25 protein-coding genes are annotated in these 25,807 nt (G+C 65.9%); 20 read left to right on the forward strand and 5 right to left on the reverse strand.

Annotated elements, in window-relative coordinates; genetic code table 11:
* Positions 1-63: 63 nt before the first annotated feature.
* The 9 genes from nrdR to lon all read left to right on the forward strand — a co-directional run bounded on the left by nrdR (position 64) and on the right by lon (position 9,893).
* A complete protein-coding gene (gene nrdR, locus HOP59_RS09120; protein WP_010627169.1) occupies positions 64-546 on the forward strand; it encodes a transcriptional regulator NrdR in 483 nt (160 codons plus the stop codon).
* Positions 547-608: 62 nt separating this feature from the next.
* Positions 609-1,745, forward strand: coding sequence for a bifunctional diaminohydroxyphosphoribosylaminopyrimidine deaminase/5-amino-6-(5-phosphoribosylamino)uracil reductase RibD (gene ribD, locus HOP59_RS09125; protein WP_010627170.1), 1,137 nt, complete (start codon positions 609-611; stop codon positions 1,743-1,745).
* Positions 1,746-2,088: 343 nt separating this feature from the next.
* Positions 2,089-3,243: a bifunctional 3,4-dihydroxy-2-butanone-4-phosphate synthase/GTP cyclohydrolase II gene (gene ribBA, locus HOP59_RS09130; RefSeq protein ID WP_010627171.1), complete on the forward strand. Its 1,155-nt coding sequence runs from the start codon at positions 2,089-2,091 to the stop codon at positions 3,241-3,243.
* A 111-nt stretch (positions 3,244-3,354) separates the two neighbouring features.
* Positions 3,355-3,855: a 6,7-dimethyl-8-ribityllumazine synthase gene (ribH, locus tag HOP59_RS09135; RefSeq protein ID WP_010627172.1), complete on the forward strand. Its 501-nt coding sequence runs from the start codon at positions 3,355-3,357 to the stop codon at positions 3,853-3,855.
* Entirely contained in the window at positions 3,852-4,358 is a 507-nt protein-coding gene (nusB, locus tag HOP59_RS09140) for a transcription antitermination factor NusB (RefSeq protein WP_010627173.1), read from the forward strand. The genes ribH and nusB overlap by 4 nt, the downstream gene beginning before the upstream one ends.
* A gap of 10 nt (positions 4,359-4,368) precedes the next feature.
* Complete coding sequence (gene thiL / locus HOP59_RS09145) at positions 4,369-5,322, forward strand: thiamine-phosphate kinase (RefSeq protein WP_234253652.1); 954 nt, start codon at positions 4,369-4,371, stop codon at positions 5,320-5,322.
* Positions 5,319-5,792, forward strand: a complete 474-nt coding sequence (locus HOP59_RS09150) for a phosphatidylglycerophosphatase A family protein (RefSeq protein ID WP_010627176.1) — start codon at positions 5,319-5,321, stop codon at positions 5,790-5,792. Before thiL ends, HOP59_RS09150 begins: the two co-directional genes overlap by 4 nt.
* 58 nt (positions 5,793-5,850) lie before the next feature.
* On the forward strand, positions 5,851-7,089 hold the full coding sequence (locus HOP59_RS09155; RefSeq protein ID WP_010627177.1) for a DUF945 family protein: 1,239 nt from the start codon (positions 5,851-5,853) through the stop codon (positions 7,087-7,089).
* A 368-nt stretch (positions 7,090-7,457) separates the two neighbouring features.
* Complete coding sequence (gene lon / locus HOP59_RS09160; protein WP_010627178.1) at positions 7,458-9,893, forward strand: endopeptidase La; 2,436 nt, start codon at positions 7,458-7,460, stop codon at positions 9,891-9,893.
* 20 nt (positions 9,894-9,913) lie between these two features.
* Here lon and HOP59_RS09165 read toward each other — a convergent pair whose 3' ends face one another.
* A complete protein-coding gene (locus tag HOP59_RS09165; RefSeq protein ID WP_010627179.1) occupies positions 9,914-10,642 on the reverse strand; it encodes an SDR family NAD(P)-dependent oxidoreductase in 729 nt (242 codons plus the stop codon).
* A gap of 136 nt (positions 10,643-10,778) precedes the next feature.
* Between HOP59_RS09165 and HOP59_RS09170 the strand changes: the two genes are divergently transcribed.
* The 5 genes from HOP59_RS09170 (at position 10,779) to HOP59_RS09190 (ending at position 17,317) form a co-directional block, all read left to right on the forward strand.
* Complete coding sequence (locus tag HOP59_RS09170; RefSeq protein WP_010627180.1) at positions 10,779-11,756, forward strand: TAXI family TRAP transporter solute-binding subunit; 978 nt, start codon at positions 10,779-10,781, stop codon at positions 11,754-11,756.
* 60 nt (positions 11,757-11,816) lie between these two features.
* A complete protein-coding gene (locus tag HOP59_RS09175) occupies positions 11,817-13,622 on the forward strand; it encodes a TRAP transporter permease (protein ID WP_010627181.1) in 1,806 nt (601 codons plus the stop codon).
* Positions 13,623-13,661: 39 nt separating this feature from the next.
* Positions 13,662-14,207, forward strand: a complete 546-nt coding sequence (locus HOP59_RS09180) for a hypothetical protein (protein ID WP_234253653.1) — start codon at positions 13,662-13,664, stop codon at positions 14,205-14,207.
* A 104-nt stretch (positions 14,208-14,311) separates the two neighbouring features.
* The gene (ilvD, locus tag HOP59_RS09185) at positions 14,312-16,156 is read left to right on the forward strand and encodes a dihydroxy-acid dehydratase (RefSeq protein WP_234253654.1); all 1,845 of its coding nucleotides are present in this window, start codon (positions 14,312-14,314) and stop codon (positions 16,154-16,156) included.
* A gap of 72 nt (positions 16,157-16,228) precedes the next feature.
* The gene (locus HOP59_RS09190; RefSeq protein ID WP_010627184.1) at positions 16,229-17,317 is read left to right on the forward strand and encodes an oxidoreductase; all 1,089 of its coding nucleotides are present in this window, start codon (positions 16,229-16,231) and stop codon (positions 17,315-17,317) included.
* Positions 17,318-17,332: 15 nt separating this feature from the next.
* Here HOP59_RS09190 and nudE read toward each other — a convergent pair whose 3' ends face one another.
* Positions 17,333-17,920, reverse strand: coding sequence for an ADP compounds hydrolase NudE (nudE, locus tag HOP59_RS09195; protein ID WP_010627185.1), 588 nt, complete (start codon positions 17,918-17,920; stop codon positions 17,333-17,335).
* Positions 17,921-18,037: 117 nt separating this feature from the next.
* Between nudE and yrfG the strand changes: the two genes are divergently transcribed.
* The 4 genes from yrfG (at position 18,038) to HOP59_RS09215 (ending at position 21,956) form a co-directional block, all read left to right on the forward strand.
* Positions 18,038-18,811, forward strand: a complete 774-nt coding sequence (yrfG, locus tag HOP59_RS09200; RefSeq protein ID WP_010627186.1) for a GMP/IMP nucleotidase — start codon at positions 18,038-18,040, stop codon at positions 18,809-18,811.
* Complete coding sequence (gene hslR / locus HOP59_RS09205) at positions 18,804-19,190, forward strand: ribosome-associated heat shock protein Hsp15 (RefSeq protein WP_010627187.1); 387 nt, start codon at positions 18,804-18,806, stop codon at positions 19,188-19,190. The genes yrfG and hslR overlap by 8 nt, the downstream gene beginning before the upstream one ends.
* Positions 19,191-19,207: 17 nt before the next feature.
* Positions 19,208-20,083 carry an Hsp33 family molecular chaperone HslO gene (hslO, locus tag HOP59_RS09210; RefSeq protein WP_234253656.1) on the forward strand — a complete coding sequence of 292 codons (876 nt, stop codon included), beginning with the start codon at positions 19,208-19,210 and terminating at the stop codon, positions 20,081-20,083.
* 316 nt (positions 20,084-20,399) lie between these two features.
* Entirely contained in the window at positions 20,400-21,956 is a 1,557-nt protein-coding gene (locus tag HOP59_RS09215; RefSeq protein ID WP_234253658.1) for a phosphoenolpyruvate carboxykinase, read from the forward strand.
* A gap of 66 nt (positions 21,957-22,022) precedes the next feature.
* Here HOP59_RS09215 and HOP59_RS09220 read toward each other — a convergent pair whose 3' ends face one another.
* The gene (locus HOP59_RS09220; protein WP_010627190.1) at positions 22,023-23,399 is read right to left on the reverse strand and encodes a PepSY-associated TM helix domain-containing protein; all 1,377 of its coding nucleotides are present in this window, start codon (positions 23,397-23,399) and stop codon (positions 22,023-22,025) included.
* Positions 23,400-23,476: 77 nt separating this feature from the next.
* Positions 23,477-23,884: a DUF2946 family protein gene (locus HOP59_RS23685; protein WP_083861799.1), complete on the reverse strand. Its 408-nt coding sequence runs from the start codon at positions 23,882-23,884 to the stop codon at positions 23,477-23,479.
* Positions 23,885-24,048: 164 nt separating this feature from the next.
* Between HOP59_RS23685 and msrB the strand changes: the two genes are divergently transcribed.
* Complete coding sequence (msrB, locus tag HOP59_RS09230; RefSeq protein WP_010627192.1) at positions 24,049-24,552, forward strand: peptide-methionine (R)-S-oxide reductase MsrB; 504 nt, start codon at positions 24,049-24,051, stop codon at positions 24,550-24,552.
* On the opposite strand, the gene HOP59_RS09235 is transcribed toward msrB, so the two are convergent.
* Positions 24,545-25,396, reverse strand: a complete 852-nt coding sequence (locus tag HOP59_RS09235) for a LysR substrate-binding domain-containing protein (RefSeq protein ID WP_010627193.1) — start codon at positions 25,394-25,396, stop codon at positions 24,545-24,547. The two genes, msrB and HOP59_RS09235, sit on opposite strands and share 8 nt — an antisense overlap.
* A gap of 135 nt (positions 25,397-25,531) precedes the next feature.
* Here HOP59_RS09235 and HOP59_RS09240 point away from each other — a divergent pair, with 135 nt between their 5' ends.
* Positions 25,532-25,786 carry a DUF1127 domain-containing protein gene (locus HOP59_RS09240; RefSeq protein WP_010627194.1) on the forward strand — a complete coding sequence of 85 codons (255 nt, stop codon included), beginning with the start codon at positions 25,532-25,534 and terminating at the stop codon, positions 25,784-25,786.
* Positions 25,787-25,807: the final 21 nt, after the last annotated feature.

Below are 25,807 nucleotides of genomic sequence, written 5' to 3' on the forward strand. Positions count from 1 at the left end.
TGGCTCACATTTGTGACTCACGCGCGACCTCGTGTCGCCCCGCTTCACGTTCGGATCGATACCATGCATTGCCCTTTCTGCGGCGCCCATGATACCCGCGTGACCGACTCCCGCCTGGTGGCGGACGGCGACCAGGTGCGCCGTCGCCGCCAGTGCACCGACTGTGGTGAGCGCTTCACCACCTATGAGACCGCTGAGCTGGTCATGCCTCGGGTGGTGAAATCCGACGGTTCCCGCGAGACCTTCGACGAGCACAAGCTGCGCGCCGGCATGCTGCGTGCGCTGGAGAAGCGCCCCGTCAGCGCCGAGGCCATCGAGGCCGCCGTCGAGCGCATACGCCATCGGCTGAGGGCGAGCGGCGAGCGCGAGATCCAGGCCCGCGACATCGGCGAGGCCGTAATGCAGGCGCTCAAGCGCCTCGATCAGGTCGCCTACATTCGTTTCGCCTCGGTCTACCGTCGCTTCCAGGATATCGACGAATTTCGGGCCGAGATCGATCGGCTGGCCCAGGAGCCGGGGTTTCCGCCGGGTACCGCCGAAGAATAGGCTTTATCTCCAAGCTGCCTGCCGCCGAGCATAGCCAACCTGCCCAGTTGAACGAGGAGAGCATGGCCAAGCCGACCGATGCCGCATGGATGGCACGAGCGCTGCAACTCGCCCGCCGCGGACGCTACACCACCCACCCCAACCCGCGGGTGGGCTGCGTTCTGGTCAAGAACAGGAAGATGGTCGGTGAGGGCTGGCACGAGCGTGCCGGGGAACCTCATGCCGAGGTGCATGCGCTGAACATGGCACAGGCGGCCGCTCGCGGTGCCACCGCCTACGTGACTCTGGAACCTTGCTCCCATCATGGCCGAACCGGCCCCTGTGCCGTGGCACTGACCGAGGCCGGCGTCAAGCGGGTGGTGGTGGCCATGCAGGACCCCAATCCCGAAGTGGCGGGGCGGGGTATCGCCATGCTGCGCGAGGCGGGCATCGAGGTGACGGTGGGTCTGCTCGAAGCGGAAGCGCAAGCGCTCAACCCCGGCTTCATCTCACGCATGACCCGTCGGCGGCCCTTCGTGCGTCTGAAGATGGCCATGAGCCTGGATGGCCGCACCGCCATGCAGTCGGGAGAGTCCCAGTGGATCACCGGCCCCCACGCGCGAGCTGAAGTGCAGCGGCTGCGGGCCAGCGCCAGCGCGATCATGACCGGCGTCGACTCGATCATCTTCGACAATTCGCGGCTCACGGTGCGGGCGGCGCAGCTCGGCCTCGACGATGCCGAGGTCATCGCCGAACGTCAGCCACTGCGCGTGGTGGTCGATACCCAACTGCGGCTGCCCCAGGCAGCCGCCTGCCTGCGTGAGCCGGGACGCACCCTGGTGGCTACCGTATCGGGATATGATCCCGAGCGCCGCTCGCGGCTCGAGGCGGCCGGCGCCGAAGTGCTGGTGTTGCCTACCGGTGACGACGGTCGTGTCGATCTGGCTGCGTTGCTGCGCTACCTGTCCGAGCAGGAGCTGGTCAACGAGCTGCTGTTGGAAACCGGAGCCACGCTCGCCGGCGCCATGCTCGATGCCGGCCTGGTCGACGAGATGCAGCTGTTCGTCGCGCCGACCCTGCTGGGCGGCGAGGCGCGTCCGCTGTTCGCTTTGCCGGGATTGACGCGCATGGCCCAGCAGCGTCCGCTGGAGATTCTCGACATGCGCGCTGTGGGCCGCGATTGGCGGATCACTGCGCGGCCGGAGCGCAGGCAAGACTGAGGAGCAGCTTCTGCATCATCAGCTTCGGGGCAGGGCGCAGGGGAGGTTTTTTTCCATGGATGGAAAAAATAGCGTCCAGGGAAGGATTCACAGCGCCTCCCCGGCGGCCTCGTCCCGGAGCTGTCCACATGTGGGGGGCGCCAATGTGCTCACTACTGGCGCCCGAAGCCGCGCCAATGTGCTCACTACTGGCGCCCAGAGCCGCGCCAATGTGCTCACTACTGGCGCCCGAAGCCGCGCCAATGTACTCTGACGCCCATTCAACGTGGTGCGATTTGACGGCAATGTTCTGTTGCGGTGCAGTATCGCCCATGAAGTCGTTCGAACATTCGGAGATTCCAGCGTGCAATCTTCCCATACGGGCCTGGCTCCCATCGAAGACCTGATCGAGGACATTCGTCAGGGCAAGATGGTGATCCTCATGGATGATGAGGATCGCGAGAATGAAGGCGATATCATCATGGCCGCGGAGAAGGTCGAGGCCGAGCATATCAACTTCATGGCGCGCCATGCGCGCGGCCTGATCTGCATGCCTATGACCCGTGAACGCTGCGAGCGGCTCAAGCTGCCGCTGATGGTGAGCGACAACGGCTCCGGTTTCGGTACCAAGTTCACGCTCTCCATCGAGGCCGCGGAAGGCGTCACCACCGGTATCTCCGCTGCCGACCGCGCGCGCACCGTGCAAGTGGCCGCCGCGCGCAATGCCCGTGCCGAGGATATCGTGCAGCCCGGCCACATCTTCCCGCTGATGGCCGAGCCCGGTGGCGTGCTGCGCCGTGCCGGTCATACCGAAGCGGCCTGCGACCTCGCCGCCCTGGCCGGCTGCGATCCCAGCGGCGTGATCTGCGAGATCATGAACGACGACGGCAGCATGGCGCGGCGTCCGGAACTGGAGCGCTTCGCCGCCGAGCACGGCATCAAGATGGGCACCATTGCCGATCTGATCCACTACCGTATACACAATGAACAGACCGTGGAGCCGGTGGAGTCCACCCTGGTCGACACGGCGGTGGGCAAGTTGACCCTGCATGTCTTCCACGACCGCATCCAGAACGCGCACCACGTGGCGCTGGTGAAGGGGCATCCGACGCCGGAAACCCTGACCACGGTACGGGTGCACCTGGCCGATACCATGCGCGACTTGCTGGGGCTGCAGAAGAGCGAGAGCCGCAACTGGACGACCCACAGCGCGCTGGAAGAGATCGCTCGAGTCGAGCATGGCGTTTTCGTGCTGCTCGACGATGGCCGCCCGCACCAGGACTTTCGCGATCAGTTCGACGTCTTCCTGGAGCGCCGGCGTCTGCCGCGCACCAGCGACTCCGATGGTGCCGGCAATTACCTCACCATCGGTACCGGCTCGCAGATCCTGCGCCATCTCGGTGTGGGGCGCATGCGTCTGCTCAGCTCGCCGTGGAAGTTCTCGGCACTCTCCGGCTTCGACCTGGAAGTGGTCGAGCTGATCGCGCCGGGCGAGCGGGAAATCGACGCCGAAGGCTGAGCGGCGCGCCAAAAAACAAAGGGCCGGTGGGGTGTTCGCTTGCACCGGCTCGCTCGGCTTCAGCGGGATTGATACCGTATCCAGCAGGACCATTTTCATCAGGAACTAGCAATGCATACCCTGTCTCAACTGGAAGGCAACTTCGTCGACGTCGATGGTCGCTACGTGATCGTGGTAGGCCGTTTCAACCATCATGTGGTCGACAGCCTCGTCGAGGGCGCCGTGGACAGCCTGGTGCGCCATGGTGTGGACGCCGAGAACATCGATATCGTCCACGTACCCGGCGCCTGGGAACTGCCGCTGGCCGTCAAGCGTGCCCTGCAGGTGGCGCGCCCCGACGCGGTGATCGCCCTGGGAGCGGTGATCCGTGGCGGCACGCCCCACTTCGAGTACGTGGCGGGCGGTTGCAATGCAGCGCTGGGCAATCTGCAGCTCGAGTTCGATACACCCATCGCTAACGGCGTGCTGACGGTCAACACCATTGAACAGGCCATCGAGCGCTCCGGCACCAAGGCCGGCAACAAGGGCGCCGAAGCGGCCATGGCCGCCATGGAAATGGTCTCTCTGCTGCGCGGCTTCGGCGACAGCGGCGAGAACGGAGACGCTTCATGAGTGGAACGCGCCCGCAACGCCCCCCATCCGCGGGCCAGCAAGCGCGGCGAGCGGCCCGTGAGCTGGCCGTCCAGGGGCTCTATCAGTGGCACATGACCGGCAAGTCGACCACCGCCATCGAGGCCGAGTTCCGCAGCCAGCTGCCCGACGACGACCTCGAGGATCACGAGAACTGGGCCAAGGTGATGCAGATCGCCGACCTGGCTCTGTTCCATGAACTGCTGCACAACGTGGTGCGCTTCCGTGAGGACCTGGACGCCGCCATCGCACCGCTGCTCGACCGCCGCCTGGTGGAACTCGACCCCATCGAGCTGGCCATTCTGCGCCTGGGCGCCTACGAGCTGAGTCGTCGACTGGACGTGCCTTATCGTGTGGCGATCAACGAAGGCGTCGAGCTGGCCAAGTCCTTCGGCGCCACCGATGGCCACAAGTACGTCAATGGCATCCTCGACAAGCTGGCCGCCCGGTTGCGTAGCGCCGAGGTCAGGGCCCGTCGCGGCTGAAGGTGCCCCGGTGGCCAGTGAATTCGAACTGATCGCCCGCTATTTCACTCCCGTTGCACCCGGCCCCGATGCCGGCGTGCCGCTGGGTGTGGGTGACGACTGCGCGCTGCTCGCCCCGCGCCCGGGGCGGCAACTGGCGGTAAGCGTCGACACCTCGGTGGCGAACGTCCACTTTCCCGCCGATGCCCCGGCCGAGGCGATCGGCTATCGGGCGTTGGCGGTGAGTCTCAGCGATCTGGCGGCGATGGGCGCGGAGCCGCGCTGGTGCCTCATGGCGCTGGCGCTCGAGCACAACGAGGAAGCCTGGCTGGCGCAGTTCGCGAGAGGGTTCCATGCGCTGTGCGAGGCCAGCAATACCGCCCTGGTGGGCGGTGACGTGACACGGGGTCAGCTGGCCATCGGCGTGACGGTGATGGGCGAAGTGGCGGCAGGCGAGGCGTTGACCCGCGCCGGTGCGCGCCCCGGCGACACCCTGGCCGTGACCGGCGCCCTGGGCGGCGGAGCCGGGGGGCTGGCGCTGTGGCAGCGCGGCGAACGCGACCTCGGCCACCCGCTGTTGGCCCGCTATCTCAAGCCGACACCGCGGCTCGTGGCCGGTATGGCGCTGCGTGACCTGGCGCATGCCGCCATCGACGTTTCCGACGGGCTGCTGGCCGACCTCGAACACGTGCTGGCAGCTTCCGGCGTCGGGGCGCGGCTCGAGCCCGAGGCACTGCCCTTGGCGACAGGATTGCGCGAGGCGCTGGGTGAAGAAGGCGCCTATCGCGCCGCGCTGTGCGGCGGCGACGACTACGAGCTGCTGGTCAGCCTGCCCGGCGAGAGCCTCGCCGAGGCACGTCGACGTCTGGCGGAGCAGGGGCTGGCACTGACTCCGATCGGCACGGTCAGCGCCGAGCCGGGCGTGAGAGGTGTCGATGTCGGCGGTGCCCACGGCTGGCAGCACTTCCCGGGAGGCGAGCCATGAACCGCTGTCCACCGAGCGTCTGGCGGCGCCCCGTTCACTTCTTCGCCTTCGGCCTGGGCAGCGGCGGCGTGCCCTGGGCACCGGGCACCTTCGGCACCCTGGCCGCGATTCCCTTCTACTGGCTGCTCTCCGAACTGCCGCTGGGCTGGTACCTGACGCTGGTGGCGGTCGCCTTCGTGGTGGGCGTCTGGCTGTGCGACAAGACCTCGCGGGATCTCGGCGTTCACGACCATTCCGGTATCGTGTGGGACGAATTCGTCGGCTACTGGATCACCATGGCAGCGGTACCGTTCTCCTGGGAGGCGGCGCTGTGGGGGTTCGTGCTGTTCCGTATCTTCGACGTCTTCAAACCGTGGCCGATCCGCTGGGCCGACAGGCGCGTGGCGGGCGGGTTCGGCATCATGATCGATGACGTTCTGGCCGGTATCTACGCCTGGAGTACTATGCACCTGTGGCTCTGGTTGCACTAGTTTACATCCGGTACGGTTAACCGGTCTGGCGCATGTATCACCACAGGGAGGCGAAGCTATGCGCAAGGAACGTCTCATCGTCCCGCTGCTGGTCGTGCTGCTGCTCGCCTGGTTGAGCGCGCAGGCAGTATCGAGCTGGCTGTTCGAGCGCGAGATGGCGCGTACCCTCGCCGATCTCGAGGCGCGGGGGGAGATCGACATCGAACGGGTCGAGGTGGAGCAGGGCTGGTGGTCCTCTTCCGGACGTATCTACCTGGCGCCGCTGTTCGGCCACCTCTGGCAACTGGAGCTGACCTATCGTGCCCGCCATGGGGTGCTCAGCACTCACCTGGACGGCGAGGCCATGCTGCGCCACGGCCCCAATGCCGTGCATCTCTTCGGCGACTCCCTGGCCACCTCTCCGCCCCTGTGGGAGGCCAGCTATCACTCCCTGACCGGCACCCTGGAAGGCGGGCTGCAGCTGGCGCCGCTGCGCATCACCCAGCAGGAGCGGGAGCTCGTCTTCGGCGGCGGCAGGCTGCGCTTCAGCGGCGAGCAGGGCAACTGGCGGATGCGTGCCCATCTCGACGCCTGGTCGCTGAGTGACGGCGCGGCTCGCCTGGAGGTGGGGCCGGCCATTCTCAACAGCCAGTATGCCTATACCGAAGACGCGCACACCTTCACCCAGGAAGACCGCCTGCAGATCGAATCCTTCACCTGGCATCAGCCCCAGCTCAGACTCGATGGAAACGGTATCCGTCTGTCGAACCGCACCTCGCTGGACGAGCAGGAGCTGAGGATGCAGCTGGCGCTGGACCTGGGCGAGATCCATACCGCGGAACAGGTACTGTTGACCGGTCAGGTGGATGTGGAGCTTTCGCGCTTCAACGCCGATGCGATTCGCAGCAGCATGCTGCGTTTGCGCAAGCTGGCGGCCAGTGGGCACCACGGCATGAAGCAAAAGGCACTGCTGGGTGAACTCGAACCCTATCTGCTGGCAGTACTGCAGGACTCGCCGCGTCTCGACCTTCAGCGTCTGGAGCTGGACAGTCCGATGCTGGGGCTATCGGCCCGGGTCGACGGATCTCTGTTTTTCGACGGTCGCCGGCTCGAAGAGCTGAGCCTGGTCGGCCTCGACGAACCCACCGTCAAGGCGCGCTGGCGACGGCGCCTGGATGGCGACTTCACCTGGTACGAGCTGCCTACCGTGGTGGCGCTGTGGCTCGGTTTGCCGCTGGACACGCGCACGCTGGAAGTCGACGTCGGCCGTGGGCAGGTGCGGGTCAATAGTCGTCCATTGCCCCCGCTTTGGCGCTAGGGAAACACCGCACTAATGCCTGCGCGAGCGAATTGCTGCGTTGCGCGGTGCGCGGAATCCTCACATATACCCCATATGCTCCGGTTGACTCGCAGCCTTCGGCTTCTCGCCCCTTCGGGGCCAGCCTACGGCTGTTTGTCGCTTCGCTCGGTACTGTGCTCCGTGCGCCTTGCGACCCACAGGGATGTGGGAAGTGCGTTGGTTCGTCGGGAACGAACCTAGCCACTTCATCTCGCTCGTCGATTTGTTCAGCGTTTCCCTAACTCCCGGCCACCTCGTTGCATGAGCCGACTTGAAGTTCGACTCTGCTGCCCGCATTCCACAGGGCAGTGAACAATCGGCTTCAACAGCTTCAGGACGAGGTCTTCATGAGCGAACACGATCAGGACGAGCACAGCTGGCAGGCGCGAAGGGAATCCGACGAGGCGCTGGGCTCCGACGGCGAAGTGGACGAGGTCGCCAACCACGCCGTGGTGCCGGCGAGCGACTATCTGCCCGAACGTATCTATCTGCTGCCGATCCACAACCGCCCGTTCTTTCCTGCCCAGGTCCAGCCGCTGGTGATCAACCGTGAGCGCTGGGAGGAGACCATGCGCCGGGTCGGCAATACGCCTCACCACACCCTGGGCGTTGCCTTCGTCGGCGACACCTCGGTCGATGAGCTCGGCCACGATCATTTCCCCGAGATCGGCACCGCCGTCAAGGTGCACAAGATGCACGGCGAGGAGGGGCAGCTGCAGTTCATTGCCCAGGGCCTGCGCCGCTTCCGCATCCAGCGCTGGCTGTCGAAGAAGCCGCCCTATCTGGTCGAGGTCAGCTACCCTCGCGAGCCGGTCAAGGCCGACGAGGACGAGACCCGCGCCTATGCCATGGCGATCATCAACGGCATCAAGGAGCTGCTGCCGATCAACCCGCTCTACGGTGAGGAGCTCAAGCACTATCTCAACCGCTTCAGCCCCCATGAGCCGGGGCCGCTGACAGACTTCGCCGCCGCCATCACCTCGGCCAAGGGGCGTGAGCTGCAGACCGTGCTGGAGACTCTGCCGGTGCAGGCGCGCATGGAGAAGGTGCTGCCGCTGCTGCGCAAGGAGATTGACGTCGCCCAGTTGCAGACCGAGATCAGCGAGCAGGTCAACGCCCAGATGCAGGAGCGTCAGCGTGAGTTCTTCCTGCGCGAGCAGCTCAAGGTGATCCAGCGCGAGCTGGGCATCTCCAAGGATGACCGCGAGAATGACGTCGATACCTTCCGCGACCGCCTCGAAGGGCTGGTGGTGCCGCCCAAGGTGCTGACCCGGATCGAGGAGGAACTCGACAAGCTCTCGGTGCTGGAGACCGGCTCACCGGAGTACGGCACCACGCGCAACTACCTCGACTGGCTCACCTCGATGCCGTGGGGCGTGCGCAGCCAGGACCAGCTCGACCTGACCCATGCCCGGACGGTGCTCGACCGCGACCACGACGGTCTCAAGGACGTCAAGGAGCGCATCATCGAGTTCCTCGCCGAGGGCACCTTCAAGGGCGACGTGGGGGGCTCCATTCTGCTGCTGGTCGGCCCGCCCGGGGTGGGCAAGACCTCCGTCGGCCGCTCCATCGCCGAAGCGCTGGGCCGGGAGTTCTACCGCTTCTCGGTGGGCGGCATGCGTGACGAGGCCGAGATCAAGGGCCATCGGCGCACCTACATCGGTGCCATGCCGGGCAAGCTGGTGCAGGCGCTCAAGGAGGTCGAGGTCGAGAACCCGGTGATCATGCTCGACGAGATTGACAAGCTGGGTAAGTCGTTCCAGGGCGACCCGGCTTCGGCCCTGCTCGAGGTGCTCGACCCCGAGCAGAACGTCGACTTCCTCGACCACTATCTCGACGTCCGCCTGGACCTCTCCAAGGTGCTGTTCGTGTGTACCGCCAACACTCTCGATTCGATCCCGGGGCCGCTGCTCGACCGCATGGAGCAGATCCGCCTCTCGGGCTACATCGCCGAGGAGAAGGTGGCCATCGCCAAGCACCACCTATGGCCCAAACTGCTCGAGCGCGACAAGATCCCGCGCAAGCGTATCAATCTCACCGATGCCGCCCTGCGCCAGGTGATAGAGGGTTATGCCCGCGAGGCCGGCGTGCGTCAGCTAGAGAAGCAGCTGCACAGCATCGTCCGCAAGTCGGCGGTCAAGCTGCTGGAGGGCGATCGAGATTCGGTGCGTATCTCGGTCAAGAACCTCGAGGAGTTCCTCGGCGCACCGCTGTTCCGTCAGGAGCAGGTGCTCAAGGGGGAAGGGGTGGTCACCGGGCTGGCCTGGACCTCGATGGGCGGCGCCACGCTGCCCATCGAGGCGGGCAAAGTGCACTCGCTGACCCGCGGCTTCAAGCTCACCGGCAAGCTCGGCGAGGTGATGCAGGAGTCGGCCAACATCGCCTACAGCTACACCCTGGGCCACCTCGCCGAGAATGGCGTCGATGCCGACTTCTTCGATTCGGCCTTCGTGCATCTGCACGTGCCGGAAGGGGCCACGCCCAAGGATGGCCCCTCGGCGGGGGTGACCATGACCACGGCGCTGCTGTCGCTGGCGCGGCACCAGGGCATCGACCGGCCGCTGGCAATGACCGGTGAGCTGACCCTGACCGGCCAGGTGCTGCCGGTGGGCGGCATTCGCGAGAAGATCATCGCCGCGCGGCGCAGCAAGATCTTCGAGGTGATCCTGCCTGAGGCCAACCGCCGCGACTATGACGAACTGCCCGACTTCCTCAAGGAGGGTATGACGGTGCACTTCGCCAAGCGCTACAAGGACGTGGCCAGGGTTGCCTTCGGTATCTGACGGCGCGGCGCCGACACTCCTCACATGGCAACGTTGGCGCCGCCGTCTACCACCAGGGTTTCGCCGCTGACGAAAGTGTTCTCGGCTGAGGCCAGGAAGGCCACGGCCGCGGCCACCTCGTCGGCGGTGGCCACCCGGCCGAGCGGCGTGGCCGCTTGCCAGCGGCGCCGTGACTCGGACTCGGCGTCCTGCATGCCGGCGCTCACCGGACCGGGTGCCACGGCGTTGACCAGAATGCCGTGGGGGCCGAGTTCCACCGCCAGCGCCCGGGCGAGCGCCAGCATGGCACCCTTGCACATGGCGTAGGTCGAGCGCTCGGCGGTGGTGCGCAAGCCATGGGCCGAGGCAAGGATGACCAGGCGTCCGCCGTGACCCGCCATCATCAGCCTGGCGGCGGCCTGCAGTGCCAGATAGGCGCCGCCGACGTTGACCTGCAGCATCTCCCCGAGCTCTGCCCTCGGCACCTCGACGAAGCGCCCCCGACGAATCGTGCCCGCGGCGTTGATACAGGTGTCGAGGCCCGCGCCATGGGCCGCGATATGGGCGAAGGCCGCCTCGATGCTGGCCGGTTCGGCCAGGTCGCAGGCAAGGAAGGCGCCTTGCTCCGGCCATCTTGTCAGTAGCGCGCTGGCCCGGGCTTCTGCCCGTTCGTGGTCGAGCAGAAAGACGAAATCGCCCGCTTCCATCAGCTTTGTGACGACGGCGCTGCCGATTCCCCCGGTGGCGCCCAGTACAGCCGTGATTCGCATCCTATGTCCTAGGTATTCTTCGTCTGAAAAAATCGGCATTATAGACGTTTGCACGACATTTCTTTATAACGAATCGACCACTACAACAAACGCACGCCATCGCGCAGCGATGCTGGACGCCATAAGGGAGAGACAGATGTCAAACCGCAAGCTCACCTTCACCCGCACTCTGCTGGCTTCGGCCACGGCCGTACTCTTGGGTGCCACTGCGCTTTCCGCCCAGGCCGAAACCCGGGTCACCTACAAGTCTGCGTCGGCGGGTACCGCCTACTATCAGATGGGCGTCGAGCTGTCCGAGTCGATTCGCCGGGGTACCGGAGGCGAAGTCGTGCTGACCCTTGAGGAGAGCCAGGGCTCGGTGCAGAACGTCATGGAAGTGATGGCGCGCCAGGGCAACTATGTGTTCACCACGCCGCCCGGTCTGGTCGAACAGGCCATGGCCGGCGAGGGACCGTTCGCCGAGCGTCAGAGCCCGCGCTTCCAGGAGATTCGCGGCCTGTTCCCCATTCCCTCCATCACCATGCATTTCGTGGCGGCAGGCGATGAGGGCGTGATCGGGCTCGAGGATCTCGAAGGCAAGCATGTCCTGATCGGGCGCGGCACCTTCGGCGCGCGTGAGGCGGAGCGCTATCTCGAGCTGTTCGGCATGCTGGACAAGGTGCGTGTGGCCAACGCCGAGATCGGCAGCGGCCCCGATGCGCTGAAGAACGGTCAGATCGATGCCTTCGTCACCGCCAGCTCCTTTCCCACGCCCAACGTGATCGAAACCGCCGCCAGCATGCCGATCAGCCTGGTCAGCCTCACCGACGAGCAGATCGAGCAGACCGGCGCGGCACGCCAGACCATCCCCGCCGGCACCTACTCCGGCGTCGATCAGGATGTGGAGACCACCTCGCTGCCGGTGATCGCCTATACCACTACCGGCATGGACGATGACACCGCCTACACGCTGACCAAGACCTTCTGGGAGCGTCGCGATGCCATGGCGGACGAGACCGCCTGGTGGGGCAGCATCACCCACGACATGATCGGCAACATTGCCGGCACCCTGCATCCCGGTGCCGTGCGCTATTACGACGAAGCCGGCATCGAGATTCCCGACGAGCTGCGTTAACCAAGGCTGGCGGCGCGGGCAAGGATGCCCCCGCTGCGGTCGCAAGGCATCCCCATTTTCATGTTATCGACACTCTCTTCTTCAACGACGGGCAGCGACGCCGAGGGCGTACCTCGCCTGCACCCCGCCTGGGTGGTGCTCGGCACTGTAACGGTCTGCTTTCATCTCGGGCTGATCTTCTACGGCCTGACGCCGGCCCTGGTCAGCCGGCCCATTCACCTGGCGCTGGCGCTGCCGTGGATACTCATCCTGGCCGCCCGCACCCCCTTCGAGCGCTGGAGCGGCTGGCTGCTGACCGTGCTCGGTATCGCCGCCTGCGGCTACATCGCCTTCAACGAGGAGGCGCTGGCCAACCAGTACGGCTTCATCGACAACAATTTTCAGATGGCGCTAGGGGTCTTCCTGATCGTGCTGACCCTCGAGACTGCGCGTCGGGCGATCGGCTGGCCGCTGCCGCTGGTAGCGGTGGCGGCGCTGGCCTACGCGGTATTCGGTGAGCACATTCCTGGCCAGTTCGGCCATCCTGGTCTGCCGATGCAGAGCTTCGTCGGCACCCTGACCATCGCCGAGAGTGGCCTGTGGGGCTCGCTCACCGGGGTCAGCGTCGGCGTGGTGGCAATCTTCGTCATCTTCGGTGCGGTGCTCAACGCCGGCGAGGCGGGGCGCGGCTTCATGAACATGGCCAGCGCCTTCGCCGGACGCCTGACCGGCGGCGCGGCCAAGGTCTCGGTGATCTCCTCGGCGCTGATGGGCTCCATCTCCGGCTCCGCCTCGGCCAACGTGGCTTCTACCGGCGCCATTACCATTCCCACCATGGTGCGCCTGGGCTATCCGCGCACCTTGGCCGGCGGGGTCGAGGCGGTGGCCTCCTCGGGCGGGCAGATCATGCCGCCGTTGATGGGGGCGGGCGCCTTCGTCATGGTGGAGCTCACCGGCACGCCCTACACCCAGATCATGGCGGCGGCGCTGCTGCCGGCGATCCTCTACTTCGCTACCGTGTGGATGGGCATCAACGCCTACGCCACCCGCCACGATCTGCGCCCCATGGCGGCGGAGGACCGCGCCAGCGGCAAGGAGGTGGCGATCACCTCGCTGTTCTTCGCCGTGCCCTTCGTGCTGCTGCTCGAGCGCATCTTCCTCGGCGGCTACACGCCGCAGTACGCCGCCAGCATCGCCATCTTTGCCGGTATGCTGCTGCTGTTCTTCGACGTGACGCTGACCTTCTCCCTGCGCGGCTTCGCCTCGCGAATGGCCGAGGCGATGGTCACCGCGGGACGTCAGGTGGCGGTGATCGGTGCCATCATCATCTGCGCTTCGCTGGTGATCGGTGTGCTGTCGCTCACCGGTCTCGGGGTCAAGATCACCTCGGGCATCCTGTCGCTTTCCAACGAGATGCTGTGGCCGGCGCTGCTGCTCACGGCGCTGGCCTGCCTGGTGCTGGGCATGGAGGTGCCGACCACGGCAGCCTACGTGATCTGCGTCTCGGTGGCGGGACCCGCACTCACGGCGCTGGGCCTCGAACCGCTGCTGGCCCACCTGTTCGTGTTCTGGTTCGCGCTGCTCTCGACCATCACGCCGCCGGTGTGCGGCGGGGTATTCATCGCCGCCGGCATGGTCGGGGAGAACTGGCTCAAGGTGGCGCTGAAGGCCATGGCGCTGGGCATCGGGCTCTACATCATCCCGCTGGCCATGGTCGCCAACCCCGACGTGATTCGTCTGGCCTTCGACCCGTTCGGCGCCATCTTCGATGCAGTGAAGATCGCCCTGGGCCTGATGGCGATTTCCTATGGTGTGATCGCACGGCGCGCGGCCTGGCTGCGGGTGGTGCTGGTGATTGTCGGGTCGCTGGTGATCTTCGCCTTTTGAGCCGCTGACCTTTTGCATCGCTGACTGAGGAGTCATGTCATGATCGTTGCCACGCTGGGGCCTGATGGGAACAACCATGTGCTGGTGCTGGGCCGCTATCTCGCGACTCGCGGTCTGGCCGATGCCGAGGTGAGGTTTTTCGACGATTTCCCGACGGCCTTCGCGGCGCTGGTAGCGGGCGAGGTTGACCAGGTGCTGCAGTGCACGGCCCACTTCAGCCACGCCGACTGCGTGGGACGATACATGCACCGCGTCTTTCCGGTGGATGTCTTCGTCGCCGGCAGCCATCCGCTAGTGCTGCTGGCGCAGCGCGACATCGCCACGCCGCGCCAGGTGGCACGTCAGCCGGCCACCCGCTACTACACCGACCTTTCGGGTTTTGCCGAAGAGATCGACGCACCCACCACGGTGGCGGTGGCCGAGGGGCTGCTGGAAGGGCGCTTCGAGGCGGGCATCTGCGCCCGCCAGACCCTGGAAGCCCATCCGGACAAGCTGCGCCTGGTCGAGGAGCTGGGCCCGGCGCTGGACGTCTGGGTACTGTATGGCACCGAGCCGCTTTCAGACGCTCATCCCCTCGTGGTCTAGCCGCCTCGGCTCGTGCATGACAGAATCATGGCCTAGATCGTCGCCACTCCTGGATGGCAAAGACGGCGTCAACCGTATAGCGCAATGCGCACGAAGAGGACACCATGCCCGAATATCGCTCCCGTACCACCACCGCCGGCCGCAACATGGCCGGCGCCCGCGCCCTGTGGCGCGCCACCGGCATGAAGGACGAGGACTTCCACAAGCCGATCATCGCCGTGGCCAACTCCTTTACCCAGTTCGTGCCCGGGCACGTGCACCTCAAGGACATGGGCCAACTGGTGGCGCGGGAGATCGAGAAGGCCGGTGGGGTGGCCAAGGAGTTCAACACCATCGCCGTGGACGACGGCATCGCCATGGGCCACGACGGCATGCTCTATTCGCTGCCGAGCCGTGACATCATCGCCGACAGCGTCGAGTACATGGTCAATGCCCACTGTGCCGACGCCCTGGTGTGTATCTCCAACTGTGACAAGATCACTCCCGGCATGCTGATGGCAGCCATGCGCCTCAACATCCCGGTGATCTTCGTTTCCGGCGGTCCCATGGAGGCCGGCAAGACCAAGCTGCTCGATCACGGTCTCGATCTGGTCGACGCCATGGTCATGGCCGCCGACGATTCGGTGGACGACGAGACCTTGGCCGAGGTGGAACGCAGCGCTTGCCCCACCTGCGGCAGCTGCTCCGGCATGTTCACCGCCAACTCGATGAACTGTCTGACCGAGGCGCTGGGCCTGGCGCTGCCGGGTAACGGCACGGTGCTGGCTACCCATGCCGACCGCCGCCGCCTGTTCGAGACCGCCGGTCACCGCATCGTCGAGCTGGCCAAGCGCTACTACGAGGGCGACGAAGCGCACCTGCTACCGCGCGCCATCGGCTCCAAGGCGGCGTTCAAGAACGCCATGACCCTGGACATCGCCATGGGCGGTTCCACCAACACCATCCTGCACCTGCTGGCCGCTGCCCAGGAGGCGGAGATCGATTTCGGCATGGCCGACATCGACCGGCTGTCGCGTGAGGTGCCGCAGCTATGCAAGGTGGCGCCCAACACCCAGAAGTATCACATCGAGGACGTGCATCGCGCCGGCGGCATCATGGCGATCCTCGGCGAGCTGGATCGTGCCGGAGTGCTCGATACCCGTGTACCCACCGTCTACGGCGACAGCCTCAAGGAGGCGCTGGATGAGTGGGACATCATGCGCAATCCGTCACCCGAGGTGGTGGAGTTCTTCAAGGCCGGCCCCGGCGGGGTGCCGACCCAGGTGGCCTTCTCCCAAAGCGCGCGCTGGCCCACCCTTGACGGCGACCGGGCCAACGGCTGTATCCGTGACCTCGAACACGCCTTCTCCAGAGAGGGCGGTCTTGCGGTGCTCTCCGGCAACATTGCCGTGGACGGTTGCGTGGTAAAGACCGCCGGCGTCGACGATTCCATTCTGGTGTTCGAAGGGCCGGCCCACGTGGTCGAGTCCCAGGACCAGGCGGTGGAGCACATCCTGGCCGGCAAGGTGAAGGAGGGCGAGGTCGTCGTCATTCGCTACGAGGGGCCGAAGGGTGGTCCGGGCATGCAGGAGATGCTCTATCCCACCTCGTACCTCAAATCGAAGGGGCTGGGCAAAGCCTGCGCGCTGCTGACCGACGGTCGCTTCTCCGGCGGCACCTCGGGGCTCTCCATCGGTCACGTCTCTCCTGAGGCGGCTGCCGGCGGCGCCATCGGCCTGGTGCAGTCGGGCGACATCATCCGCATCGACATTCCCAACCGCCGTATCGACGTGCAGCTCTCCGACAGCGAGCTGGCGGCACGGCGCGAGGCGGAAGAGGCACGCGGAAGTCAGGCCTGGAAGCCCAGCATCCAGCGCGTGCGCAAGGTCTCGGCCGCGCTCAAGGCCTATGCGCTGTTGGCCACCTCCGCCGACAAGGGGGCGGTGCGCGACCTCAGCAAGCTCGACTGACGTATGCGACGAACCGGGCCCAGGCCCGGTTCGTCGGCTTTGGGCTCTCCCTCAGCAAGAAGGAACGACGACATGCGCAAGCAGACCTTCGGCGTCGGCCTGATCGGCTTCGGCACCGCCGGCCGCTTCTTTCATGCCCCGCTGATCCAGGCCACACCGGGCCTCGAACTGTTGGCCGTGGTCAGCAGTGCGCCCGAGCGAGTGCATGCCGTACTGCCCGACGTCGAAGTGCTGCCCAAGGCGGCGGCGTTGCTGAGCCGGCCAGACATCGATCTGGTGGTGATTGCCAGCCCCAACGAGACCCACTTCGCCCTGGGCAAGGCAGCGCTCGCTGGCGGCAAGCATGTGGTGATCGACAAGCCGTTCACGGTGTCGCTCTCCGAGGCGCGGCTGCTCAAGGCCGAGGCCGACAAGGCCGAGCGGTTGGTCAGCGTGTTCCACAACCGCCGCTGGGACAGCGACTTCCGCACGCTGCAGGCGTTGGTGAAGGAGGAGGGCGTCGGCCGGCCGGTGTCGCTGGAGCTGCGCTTCGACCGATTTCGCCCGCAAGTCGCCGAGCGTTGGCGCGAGCAGCACAAGCCCGGCAGCGGTATCTGGTACGACCTCGGCTCGCACCTGCTCGATCAGGCCCGCACGCTGTTCGGCATGCCGCGGGCGATACTGCTCGACCTGATGGCGGCCCGCGACGGCGCCGAGGTGGACGACGACTTTCACGCTCTGCTCGATTACGACGGGCTGCGGGTAACCCTGCGCGCCAGCTCACTGGTGGCGGAGCCGACGCCTCAACTGGCGCTGCACGGCACCCGCGGAAGCTTCGTCAAGTATGGCCGCGACCCGCAGGAGAACTGGCTGCGTGAGGGGCGTATGCCGACCCGCGACTGGGGCATCGATCCGCGTCCGGGCCAACTGACGCTGGTCGACGAAAGCGGCGAGGGGGGCATGGTGCGTCGTGAGCACGGCGGCCTGCCGGGAGATTATCTGGCTTACTACACAGGCATCGTCGAAGCGCTCGATGGTGGTGGCCTGCCGCCAGTCAGCGTGGAAGAGGCGATCGAGGTCATGACCCTGCTGGAGGCCGGACTCGACAGCTATCGTCAGAGCCGCTGGATACGCTTCAAGGAGAACGGCGCCACGCTACCTCACCTGCATCGCCACGGTTGAGCGCGACAGCAGGCGCTACCAGCCCAGGCGCGGTTCGTCGTAACGGCGCTGGCGCAGGGTATCCCGGGCGATGAACAGCGCGGCGATGGCCCTGGCCTCGTGGAAGTCGTCGCGCATCAGCAGGGCCGGTAGCTCCTCCAGCGCATGGGTTTCGACCACCAGCGGCTCCGGCTCGTCGCCCGGCAGGCGTTTGGGATAGAGTTCGGTGGCCAGCAACACCTGCATGCGATGACGCATGTAGTTGGGCGCCAGCGACAGTTCCACCAGCGGCTCGATGCGTCGGGCGCCGAAGCCGCACTCTTCCATCAGTTCGCGATTGGCGGCGGTTACGATGTCCTCACCCGGGTCGACCAGGCCCTTGGGCAGGGTCAGCACGTAGTCCTCGAAGCCCGCTGCGTACTCGCGAATCAGCAGGACGTGGTCGGGGTCGGGCATGGCGATGATCATCACTGCGCCCTGGTCGCTGCCGGTCAGGCGCTCGAAGGTGCGCTCGGCACCGTTGGCGAAACGCAGCTCCAGCGACTCGATGTGGAACAGGCGGCTGCGTGCCACCGACTGGCGGGAGAGCACCTGGGGTTTTTGCAAGGGCAGCTTGTCTGACATGAAGGCTCCGTTTCGTGCGGGTGACCGTCGGCATGGCATCCAGCCGGGAATGCGCCGCCATTGTCCTTTGGGTACAATATCACGCCTTCCACCGCTCAGATGCTACCGGGAGTCGCCATGATCGATTGGCGCGCCATCGATACCGTTCTGCTGGACATGGACGGCACACTGCTCGACCTTCACTTCGACAGCCACTTCTGGCTGGAGCATCTGCCACGCCGCTACGTCGAGCTGCATCGCCTCGACGAGGCCACGCAGGAGCAGCTGCGCTCGCGCATCATTCGCGAGAAGGGCACCTTGAACTGGTACAGCCTGGCCTACTGGAGCCGGGAGCTGGGCGTGGACATCGTCGCGCTCAAGCGCGAGATCCAGCACCTGATCGGCCTGCGCAGCGACGCGCTGGACTTCCTCAAGTGGCTCAAGCAGGCACACCCCAGGGTGGTGCTGGCCACCAACGCCGATCGCGAAAGCCTCGAACTCAAGCTGCCCCTCACCGGCCTCGAGGAGTACCTGGACGCCATCGTCTCCTCGGCGGATCTCGGCGTGCCCAAGGAGGCCCAGGAGTTCTGGTTCGCGCTGCAGGACGTCGAGCCCTTCGATCCGGCCCGCACGCTGTTCATCGACGACAACCCCGAGGTGCTGGAGAGCGCCCGGGAGTTCGGCATCCGCCATCTGCTGGGTATCAAGCAGCCTGACAGCACGCAGCCGGAAAAGGAGCTCAAGGAGTTCATTGCCCTGGACCGCTTCGCCACGATCCTACCCGAAGCGCTACCCTCTGAAGTACGTGCCGACAAGGTACGTGGCGACAAGGTACGTGGAGACATGACACGTGGCGACAAGATGCGTGGCGACAAGGGCAAGCCTGGCGAGACAGGAGGCGTCGGTGGATAACGTAAGACTCGACAAGTGGCTGTGGGCCGCCCGCTTCTTCAAGACCCGGGCCCTGGCCAAGAAGGCCATCGAGGGCGGCAAGGTGCATTACAATGGCGGCCGCGCCAAGACCAGCAAGAACGTGGAGGTGGGGGCGCTGATTCGCGTACCCCAGGGCTGGGACGTGTGGGAGGTGGAAGTCCTGGCGCTCTCCGATCAGCGCCGCGGCGCCCCCGAGGCTCGTGAACTCTACCGCGAAACCGACGAGAGCGCCGAGCGCCGTGCGCGTGAGGCCGAAGGCCGGCGCCTGACCAATCAGGCCATGCAGCATCCGCTCAAACGACCCGACAAGAAACAGCGTCGGGACATCCAGCGCTTCCAGCGCCAGCATGACGAATGACTTTTCCGGAATCGATGATGACCGATCAGATCCAGCGCTTTCTTTTCGAACGCACCAACGTCCGTGGCGAGATCGTCACGCTGGAGCGGGCCTACGGCGAAGTGCTCGAGCGGCACGGCTATCCGCCGGCCGTCAACCGCCTGTTGGGTGAGCTGCTGGCGGCTGTGGCGCTGCTCACCGACACCGTCAAGCTCGACGGGATTCTCAGCATCGAGGTACGCGGGCAGGGAGAGCTGTCGCTGCTGATGGCGGAGTCCAACCCCGGCGGCGAGCTGCGCGCCATCGCTCGTCTGGCCGAAGACGCCAGCCTGCCGGAGGGCGAGGCGGCCTTCCGTGAGCTGGTGGGCGAGGGTCATATCGTCATCACCCTCGACCCCCGCGAAGGCAATCGCTACCAGGGCATCGTGGCGCTCGACCACGACAGCCTGGCCGGCTGTCTCGAGGCCTATTTCTCGCAGTCCGAGCAGTTGCCCACTCAGCTGTGGCTGCGCGCCGACGGCCAGCGTGCCGCCGGGCTGCTGCTGCAGCGCCTGCCGGACGAGTCGCAGAACCAGGACGAGGACGCCTGGGAGCGCACCGTGCAACTGGCCAAGACCCTGAAAACCTACGAGCTGCTGGGGCTCGAACAGCGTGAGCTGCTGCACCGGCTCTACCACGAAGAGACGGTGAGGGTGTTCGAGCCCAAGGCGCTGCGCTTCGGCTGCACCTGCTCGCGGGAACGCATCGCGGAAGCGCTGCTGACCCTGGGGGGCGACGAGTTGCGCAACGTGCTGGCCGAGCAGGGCGAGATCGAGACCCAGTGCCACTTCTGCCACACCCATTACCGCTTCGGCGAGAGCGAAGTCGAGGCGTTGCTGCACGAGCAGGGTGGTGCTGCTCCCACGCTGCACTGACCCGCCTGTCTAACACGACGAACGAGATGTCTCGAGGGCGTCTCGTTCGTTCGCCTGACGATGCTGCAATGCACAAGTTCGGGCGTCGTCAACCTGCGGCGATATGTCTCGATGTAGTAGTAAAACTACAAGAACTTCGGTCAAAGTTCTCGTTTCCTGATGGCTTCCTTTTTGCCATAATGGCGCCCGCTTAATGGCCGATCGCCTTCATTACAAGACGGCATGCATCCGCACAGGGACGATCGGAAACGCAACGCAATGGCGTATCGACGCCTGGCACACGAGAGAGAACCGGCCGCAAGGCCCAGGAAACGACATGACCACATCCCAAGCCGCTCCTCAAGCACACGTCAATCTCAGCAGCGCAGAGCTCATCGAGCGTGCCGTGGCACGCGGAGAGGGCCACCTGGCTGCAAACGGCGCCCTGGTGGTGAACACCGGCCTGCGTACCGGCCGTTCGCCCACGGATCGCTTCATCGTCGACGAGCCTTCCACCAGCGGCGACATCGACTGGGGCAGCGTCAACCGTCCCTTCGAGGCCGCCAAGTTCGATGCTCTCTGGGCGCGTGTCGAGGACTACCTGAACAGCAGCGACCGCTTCGTTTCCGAACTCCACGTGGGCAGCGACCCGACCCACTACCTGCCGGTGCGGGTGACCACCGAGACGGCCTGGCACAACCTCTTCGGTCGCACCATGTTCGTGCGTCCGGAAGGTTACAACCCCGCCGCCAAGGCGGAGTGGACCATCCTCAACGCACCCCACTTCGAGTGCGACCCGAATCGTGACGGCACCAACTCCGACGGCACCGTGATCATCAACTTCGCCCAGAAGAAGGTGCTGATCGCCGGCATGCGCTACGCCGGTGAGATGAAGAAGGCGATGTTCTCGGTGCAGAACTTCCTGCTGCCGGCTTCCGACGTGCTGCCCATGCACTGCTCGGCCAACGTCGGCGAGGACGGCAACACGGCACTGTTCTTCGGCCTTTCCGGCACCGGCAAGACCACGCTCTCCGCCGACCCGGCACGCTACCTGATCGGTGACGACGAGCATGGCTGGGGCCCCGGCACCGTGTTCAACGTCGAGGGTGGCTGCTACGCCAAGTGCATCGACCTTTCCGAGAAGAACGAGCCGGTCATCTGGAATGCCATCAAGTTCGGCACCGTACTCGAGAACGTGGTGCTCGACGACCGTCGCGAGCCCGACTACACCGACGACAGCCTGACCCAGAACTCCCGCGCCGCCTATCCGCTGGAGCACGTGGAGAAGCGCGTACCGGAAAACCGTGCCGGCGAACCCAACGCCATCATCTTCCTGACCTGCGACATGTCCGGCGTGCTGCCGCCGGTGTCGGTGCTGTCCAAGGAGGCGGCGGCCTACCACTTCCTCTCCGGCTACACCGCCAAGGTGGGTTCCACCGAGATGGGCTCTTCCGAAGGCCTGGCGGCGACCTTCTCCACCTGCTTCGGTGCGCCGTTCTTCCCGCGCCCGGCACGTGTCTACGCCGACCTGCTGATCAAGCGCGTCGAGGCCAAGGACGCCCAGGTCTACCTGGTCAACACCGGCTGGACCGGCGGCTCGTACGGTGAAGGCGGCTCGCGCTTCTCCATCCCGACCACTCGCGCCATCATCAGCGCCATCCAGTCCGGCGTGCTGCGCGAAGTCGAGACCAAGCGCATCGAGGGCCTCAACCTGGACGTGCCGGTTGCAGTGCCCGGCGTCGACTCGAGCCTGCTCGACCCGCGCGAGACCTGGGAAGACCAGGCCGCCTATGACCGCAAGCTGCGTGACCTGGCCGCCAAGTTCGTCGACAACTTCAAGAAGTTCGACGGCGTCAGCGAAGCCATCGTCAAGGCCGGGCCCAGCCTGACCTGAAGCCGAAAGCTCTGGCGTTGACAACGGGGGAGAGGCGCTAGCCTCTCCCCCGTTGCGTTATCGGGATTAGGCGAGCCGAGGCTCTCGTCGCCGGTCCGACCGCCAGCGCAGCACATCCACCACCGCGAACAGGGCCAGGCTCGCGCCCAGTACCGGTAGCGCCAGGCCCAGCGCCACGGCCGTCATCAGCACGCCCAGCCGAGCGCCCCAAGGCAGCGCCACGAAGATCTCACTCAGCGTTTCCCGGCTTCTGTGCCGGGCTGCTCGCAGACGTCGCCACCACATCGTATAGCCCCAGCACACCAGCACCACCAGGCAGCCGGCCATCGCCGCCAGGGCCAACTGGTTGGGCAGGCCGAAGAGCACACCCATGTGTAGGTCGATGCCCCAGCGGGTGAGCTTGGCGGCCAGGGGGAAGGTGGTGAAATCGGTACGGTCGATGACGGCCATGGTCTGTGGATGCAGGGCGACCTGATCCACCTGGGTTGGCCAACTGCGATCGATCTCCACCACTCGCCAGGCTCTGTCTGCGCTGCGTGGCGGCTCGATCTGCAGCAGTGCTGCATCGATGCCGGCCGTGCGGGCAGCGCTCAGGGCGAGATCGAAGTCCGCCAGGCTCACCCCCGCATCCGGCGCTTGAGCATGGCTGTGCTCACCGTGCTCGCCATGAGCGTCGTGCGCCTGGGGCACCGCCTCGGGGAGCTGTGTGGTTACGCTAGGCGTACCCCAGCCCCAGGCGTGGCGCAGCTCGGCGATGTTGCCGCCCGCCCACTGCGACCAGGTCAGGCCGGTAATTGAGAAGAACACCAGCCCTAGTGCTGCCACCATGCCCAGGGTGGCATGCCGGCGGCGCAGGGCCGCCGGCCCTTGCTGGGCTCGTAGCGCTCGGCGGCGCTGCAGCCACAGGGCCAGCCCGCCGAAGGCAGCTACCCACAGCCAGGAGGCGGCGAGTTCGCTGTAGTACCGGCCGATGTCGCCCATCAGCAGCTCACGGTGGAACAGGTCGATGGTAGTGCGCAGAGGCAGCACGCCGCTGGTGCCATACACCGGCATGTCGCCCTTGATCTCGAGGCTTACTGGATCTATGAAGAGGGCACGATGCTGCGAGGGACCGAGCTCGGCTGACGCGAACATGACCCGAGTGGTTCCGCCCGGATGCGGCGCCGGTCGGACGACTGCCGGCATGTCGCCCGTGCTCAGCGCACGCTGTGCCACTTCGACCTGCAGGGCAAGCGGCTGTGCCGTCCCGCCCTGTACACCATTCAATGCATCGCGGTAGAGCCAGGCCTCGAGCGAGGGCGTCAGGACGTAGGCAATGCCGGAGAGTGCCGCCACCAGCATGAAGGGGGCAACGAAGAGGCCGATATAGGCGTGCAGCCGGGTTACCAAGGCAAGCAGTAGCCTGCCGGTGCGACGGGGAGCCGTCGCCGGTTGTCGAGACATGGAGAAACGCTCCTGATCAGGGGACGAACGGTCACGAGAGCTGCCCAGAGCTGGGAGTCCTCGCGACGAACCGAAGATCAAACGAGGGAGCGAAGCGGTGGAGCGCGGCCATGATAGAGCCGATACCGCTGGCCTGTGTGCGGGCGATAAATGCCGGCGCCAAGGGGAGCGGGGGAAACAGCGGGCCGGGCAAGAGTGACGGCGTCCTGTACCAGCATCCCCGGCATGTGCAGGAAGAGCGGACAGTAACCGCAGGCCGCCAGGTGATCGTCATGGCCGTTTGCGGCGGTGGCGTGCCCATGCGAGTGCGCATTGGCATGAGCTGCTGTGGTGGCGTGGTGGTGATGTGCGGTCTGATGATGCGTGGGATGAGGCGCCGATTGGGCTTCGAGCAGGCGCTGGGTCTGGCTCAGCAATGGCCCGCCGATAGCCAGCGTCAGGGCCAGCAGGCCGAGACAGGCCATCAGGGAGTGCCAGCGTGTCATGAATCGGTGCACGATCGAGCCCACGGCGCCTTGTGAGAGACGTTCGACTCTAGACGAGAAGCGAGGTCCGGCCAATAGCGAACCGCTCAATACGTCGCGGGTCTGAGCGTAAAGGGCACTCACTCATGTCTGGTGGCGTCGCGCAGCGGCGCTGGGGGAGAACAATGAAACGTCGTCACTTTCTCGGCGCGCTGGGTGCGGGTGGTGCCGCCTGGCTGCTGCCGGGAGTCGGCTGGGGGTTTCCGAGGCTCAGTCTCGAACCGGCGCCGGATCTCGAGCGCATCGAGCTGTCACGGGACGAATGGCGCGAGCGTCTCACGCCCGAGCAGTTCGAGATCCTGCGCGACCACGGTACCGAGCCGCCGTTTTCGAGTCCGCTCGACAAGGAGTGGCGCGATGGGGAGTACCGCTGCGCCGGCTGCGATCTGCCGCTGTTCGAGAGCGCCATGAAGTACGACTCCGGCACCGGCTGGCCGAGCTTCTTCGATCACATCGAGGGGCATCTGCTCAGCCAGCTCGATTTCAGCCTGATCTGGCCGCGGCGCGAATATCACTGCGCTCGCTGCGGCGGGCATCAGGGCCATGTGTTCAGCGACGGCCCCGAGCCTACCGGCCTGCGCTGGTGCAACAACGGCCTGGCGCTGACCTTCGTGCCGGCGGCTACCTGAAGCCCTCGACGATGTGCTGCGCCAGCCCATCCACTGCCGGTGAGCTGGCCTCGGGCGAGCGCAGCAGCACGATGGAACCGTCCGGCAGCGGGGGCAGACCGTCCGCCTCGTCGAGCACCCGCATCCCGGGCGTAACCAGACTCTTCATCAGTGCGGAGACGGCAAGCCCGGCACCCACTACCGCCTGCAGCGTGGCCAGGCTGGGGCTGGAGTAGGCGATGCGATACTGACGCCCGGCGCGGGTCAGGGCGTTGCAGGCGTGCCGGCGACAGAAGCAGGGCTCCTCGAACAGCGCCAGGGGCAGCGGCGACTGGCGGTGCACCGGGTGGCTCTCCGCCACCACCCAGACCGTCTCCTCACGGCGCAGGATGGTGCCGATCTCCTGACCCACTTCACGGGTCACGATGCTCAGATCCAGACTGCCCTGCTGGCGCCCGAGCAGTTCCGAGGAGGGGGCGCACTGCACTTCGACGTCTACCAGTGGCCAGGTCTGCGAAAACGATTTCAGGATGCCCGGCAGGAAGCGCATGACGAAGTCGTCCGGCACGCCGATGCGTACCCGTCCCACCATATCCGGCTCGCGCAGCATGTTGAGCGCCTCGCCCTGCAGTGCGAGGATGCGGCGAGCGTAGCCGAGCAGCGTGGTACCTTCGCTGGTCAGATGCATCTGGCGTCCCTGACGCTCGAACAGCGGTCGCTGGATCACGTCCTCCTCGAGCCGCTTGATCTGCATGCTGACGGCGGACTGGGTGCGATTGACCGCCTGGGCCGCGCGGGTGAAACCGCCGTGGTCGACGATGGCGACGAAGGTGCGCAGCAGTTCATGGTCGATGGTGTGGAGCATGGCCGTTTTTCCCAGCGGTTTCGCAGGTTATTCCATCAAGCAGTGTGATGATGGGCATAACAACTATTCGTTGGATTGATTCTAGCGCTTCGTCGAGACTTTCTCCATCGCATCATCGGAAGGAGGAAGCACCGCATGAACATGAAGGCAGCGATAGTCTGTGAGCATGCCTCACCCCACTGCGTACCCCGCTCCCGCGGACGTTTGCGCTTCATCGTCGAGCTGTGGCGCTGGGCGCGGCGCATGGATCGCCTGGTGCAGCTGCGCCACGAGCGCAGCCAGCTGCTCGAGCTCAGCGACCACCAGCTGCGCGACATCGGCCTGACCCGGCACGAGGCGGCTCGCGAGGCCCGCCGTCACTTCTGGGACGACATCGGCTGGCGACGCTGATCCTGGCGGCGAGGGCGTGGC

The sequence above is a fragment of the Billgrantia aerodenitrificans genome, assembly GCF_021404405.1.
GTDB classification, from domain to species: Bacteria; Pseudomonadota; Gammaproteobacteria; order Pseudomonadales; family Halomonadaceae; genus Halomonas; species Halomonas aerodenitrificans.